Consider the following 4,378-nt stretch of genomic DNA (forward strand, 5'->3'; position numbering starts at 1 on the left):
TCCCATTTCAGGGTTTTTAAGGAGAGAAATGACTTTCTCGACAGTTCCTTTTTTGTCTTGAGGATCGATGAGAAAACCACTTTCTCCGTCTTGAATCTGTAAAGGTATACCTCCAATATTGGAAGCAATTACCGGTTTTCCTTTCCAAAGAGCTTCGGTAACAGTCAGTCCAAAACCTTCGCGAGTTGATTTTTGAATGACCACATTCGCTTGTCTCTGTAAGGCGTTAACTAGAATACTATTTTCGGTGGTAAGCAGTATTAAATCTCGCTTTTTAATAAGATCGGTATGCTTTTTTAAAATTTTTGAATAAATTTTATATCCTTCGGGATCATCACTGGCCATACTCCCACACAAAACCAATCGACAATCTATTGCTTTTCGAACTTCTCGATAAATATCAATGACTCCTTCGGGATCTTTCCATTTATCAAAACGAGAAATCTGAGTAAGGATCGGTTTATTGAGAGGAACTCTGAATTTTTTCATGGTTTTTTGAATCGTATATTCGGTAAGTGGTTTATTTTTTGGTGACAGAGGATCAATGGCTGGTGGAATGATAATTTGCCTAACTGGAAGATCTTTTCTGAGATATTTTTCATTCGAAATAATTACCAGGTCATATTTTAATATAAAACTCTTTAAGAAATTCCAGAGCCGTTGATTGGGATCGGTCAGATCAATATGGCACCGCCAAATCCATGGTTGTCTTTTTTTATAAAAACGAATTAAGGGCAATGGTTGGGGATCGTGAATAATGCAAGCATCATGGTCAAGATGGGTAAATTGCGAAAAGTCTTCGTTGTTTTTAACATATAAATCCCTCTTAATATGAGTAAAATGGAGAGGGTCTCCTTGCAGTGCATTGTGAAATTTCTTAGTGATTCCAAAAAAATCCGGATTCCCGTGCAAGATTCTCCAACCAGCGTCGAGACCAATATCATTCATTAAGGGCACCAGCGAAGAGAGCATTTCGGCTACCCCTCCACCCTGGTAGGTCGAGTTAACGTGAACAATATGTTTCCCATATAATTTCGTCATTTTATTATGAATCCGAAATATAACCTCATCTCCGACTATTTCTTGGTAGTCGTCTAATCTTTTCATTGAGTCACCTCCGTTAATTCCAATAGGAGCTGTCGAACATCTCCCGGACTTTGTATACTATAGTGGGCATGAGTTGAACCAATCCCCACTTTTATTGTATGAGCAGTTTCTGGTAACACCGAGAAGATATCTTCATCGGTATAATCATCACCAACGGCTAAAATAAAATCAGTTGGATAATCGTTTAATAATTGACTCGCTATCCGACCTTTGTTGATGGATACATTTTTAACCTCAATGATTTTATTTCCTCTCAAAACTCCCAAATTAAGATTGGCAATTAAATCAAGCAGAGCATTTTCCAGTTCTTTGGTCCGGACATCAGCTAAGTTTGGGTCGGCTTTTCGATAATGCCATACCAATGAAAAATCTTTTTCTTCTAAAAACGAACCGGGTGTCCAATCGACATAATGTTCTATGAGCGGACGTATCTGCTCTTTCCATTGGTTCGATAAAGGTTCAATAGTTTGCCAATCAGCTGAAACGTTCTTAATCCAGGCACCATGTTCAGCGACCAATATCAATCGGGATAAATCAAACCAGGATTCTAAAGTATCTTTCTTTCTACCGCTAATTATCACCACCTGATTCCTCTCGTCGTTAGTCAACTTTTCCAACAAAGTAAGGAGCTTTTCGTCGGGTTTGGCTTTTCGAGGAGCATCAGCAAAAGAAACCAGTGTTCCATCATAATCCAACAACAACAGACGGTGGTGAGCAGTAACATAATCATTCTGAATACGATTTCGAATGGTTTTAGTCAGTTTTTTTGTCGAATATTCTAATTGTGTATCTCTCGCCTTGATTAAATTATCCAAAAATTCTTTCGCCCATTTTTCAATCGTATACCGCGATAAACGGTGGTTCATAGTTCGATTCATCTCAATCTGCTCTTCTTCAGAAAGTAAGAAAGCTTTTTTTATTGCTTCAACAATAGCTTCTACATCATTGGGATTGACAATGATGGCTTCTCCTAATTCTCGAGCCGCTCCGGCCATCTCACTTAAAATTAAAACCCCTTTTCTCTCGGCTTTCGTTGCTAAATATTCCTTAGCAACAAGGTTCATACCATCTCGCAATGGCGTCACCAACGCGACGTCGGCGATATTATAAAGAGCAGTGAGATTCATGAGCGGCAGTTGGCGGTAGAGATACCAAATCGGTATCCAGTCAATAGAACCGTATTTTCCGTTTATATATCCCACCATTTCATCGACTTGCTTTTTTAAAAGAAAGTAATTCTTGGTTCCGATTCGTGAAGGAACCACTACCAGTACAAAAGTGAATTTCTTTCCATATTCAGGATTTTTTTCTAAAAATAGATCTATGGCTTTTAGTCGATTTATTATTCCCTTGGTATAATCCAACCGGTCAACCGAGATGACAATTTTACGGTTACCAAATTTTTCTTTCAATTTTTCACTTTCATTAATAATTTCATAATTTTTATACGCTTGTGAGTAAAAATGATAATCAATGCCCATGGGAAAGGCATCTACCTTTACAATTCTTCCATTCACATTGATTTGTCCTAACAAAGAATCCAATCCCAATAATTGCCGAACACTGGATTGAAAATGCCGAGCATAGTCATAGGTATGAAAACCAATTAAGTTGGATCCGAGAAGACCTATTAAGATTTCATTTCTCCAAGGAAGCAAGCGAAACATTTCATAAGAAGGGAATGGAATATGAAGAAAAAAGCCTATAGCTATTTCGGGATACATTTCACGTATCAGGTTAGGAAGAAGCATCAATTGATAATCATGAATCCAGACCATATCATCTGGCTGAAGGACTTCCGCAACGGTATCGAAAAATATTCTGTTGACTTTTTTATAGGTTTCCCAGTATTCATTGTCATACTTTACATAAGTGGGAAAGTAATGGAATAAAGGCCAAATAGTTCGATTACAGAATCCATTGTAATATCGATCAATATCTTTTCTTCCCATAAAGACGGGATAGCATTTTTCTTCTTTTAAAGTATCCTTTACCAGTTTGGTCTCTTCTGATTTTAAACCTTCGCGCACTATGCCCGGCCAGCCTATCCATAGGCTTTCAAAATTTTTGTAAAAAGAACCGAGCCCAGTGGCTAGCCCTCCAGCACTCCTTTGATATTCAATACCACTTCCAGGTTTTTTTTGAATACTAATCGGTAACCGATTAGAAATAATGACTAATCGAGGCATGTTCTATCTCCCTTTCATAAAAGTCTTTTTGATTGAATAAATTATTTTGGGTTGGGTAGTAATTGCTGTGTTTAGAAATGAATCAGGGTTGATGGAGTTAGAATTAAGAAGAATGAGAATCTTTTATTTCGTAAGCTTAATAAAAAAGATAAGCATATAAACTCCGTAAAAACTGCCTTTTCATGTTCACATAAAAAGAATCACTTTGATTATTCTTTAATATTATTATCATAAATTTAAATATACCATAAATTGAATTATTTGAAAAATAAGACCCCCTCTCACCTTCATACTCTCCCACCAGAGGATAGGAAAAATGAGAAATGATAAAAAATGATAATGAGGTGTAAAAATCTTTGATAGGGGCTTGATAAATCAAGCCCCTATAACGCCCGTTGTCATTCTATAAGGCGCTGTTCACTTACTACTCAACTTTTACTTTCTATTCAACATTTCGATGGCGTTTTTCCATGTCTTCTCGGCTAACTTTCATTTTGTCAGCAAGGATGAGGACCATTAAGTCAAAAACAATATATAGGGATTGCTCAAAGAGACAACCCATAGGCTGAATGGAAGGAACGGTATTGAGTCCTCCTCGATAAACTGAAGCTGGGACCATTAGAATAAGATCTGCCAGCTTAGGAGTTTCACGACTGGGGTTTCCAGTCACAATGGCTATTTTGGCTCCTGCTTTCTTTGATTCCACAACAATATGATGAATATGGGGAACATTTCCGCCTCCAGAAGTGGCAACCAATAAATCTCCTTCACCAATTGCCGGAGTGGTATCATCCCATATCCAGTGAGCAATTTTTCCGAGATGGGTCAATCTCATTGCAAAAGCTTTCAGAGATAATCCTTCTCTCCCCCCACCAACCAAAAAAACCCGTTTGGCATCAACAATGGCTTGGGTTAACTTTTCCACTTCATCCTCATCTAATCTCTCAAAAACCTGTCTCAACTCATTGACAACCGTTGCAGCTAATTCTCGAATTTTCATCTTTTTCACCCCTTTTAATTTTCTTAGTTATTATGTAAAATCTAAAACCTTCAAAATATTTATCTTGGTGTTTTAAAATAGA

The 4,378-nt window shown here is 37.3% G+C and carries 3 protein-coding genes; all 3 read right to left on the minus strand.

Translation table 11 applies throughout. The features are described 5' to 3' along the window. The coding region (locus PLK24_RS08805; protein ID WP_324478279.1) for a glycosyltransferase at positions 1 to 1,107 on the minus strand (1,107 nt) is incomplete at its 3' end. Then, positions 1,104 to 3,296 carry a bifunctional alpha,alpha-trehalose-phosphate synthase (UDP-forming)/trehalose-phosphatase gene (locus PLK24_RS08810; RefSeq protein WP_324478281.1) on the minus strand — a complete coding sequence of 731 codons (2,193 nt, stop codon included), beginning with the start codon at positions 3,294 to 3,296 and terminating at the stop codon, positions 1,104 to 1,106. The genes PLK24_RS08805 and PLK24_RS08810, both read right to left, overlap by 4 nt. Positions 3,297 to 3,738: 442 nt before the next feature. Beyond that, a complete protein-coding gene (gene hxlB, locus PLK24_RS08815) occupies positions 3,739 to 4,296 on the minus strand; it encodes a 6-phospho-3-hexuloisomerase (RefSeq protein WP_324478283.1) in 558 nt (185 codons plus the stop codon). Positions 4,297 to 4,378 lie beyond the last annotated feature (82 nt).

Origin of the sequence: Atribacter sp. (assembly GCF_035418125.1) — a bacterium.
Lineage (GTDB): Bacteria > Atribacterota > Atribacteria > Atribacterales > Atribacteraceae > Atribacter > Atribacter allofermentans.

Coding starts and splice junctions, on each gene's coding strand:
- hxlB (WP_324478283.1), bottom strand. CDS start 4,296: ATGAAAATTCGAGAATTAGCTGCAACGGTTGTCAATGAGTTGAGACAG.
- PLK24_RS08810 (WP_324478281.1), bottom strand. CDS start 3,296: ATGCCTCGATTAGTCATTATTTCTAATCGGTTACCGATTAGTATTCAA.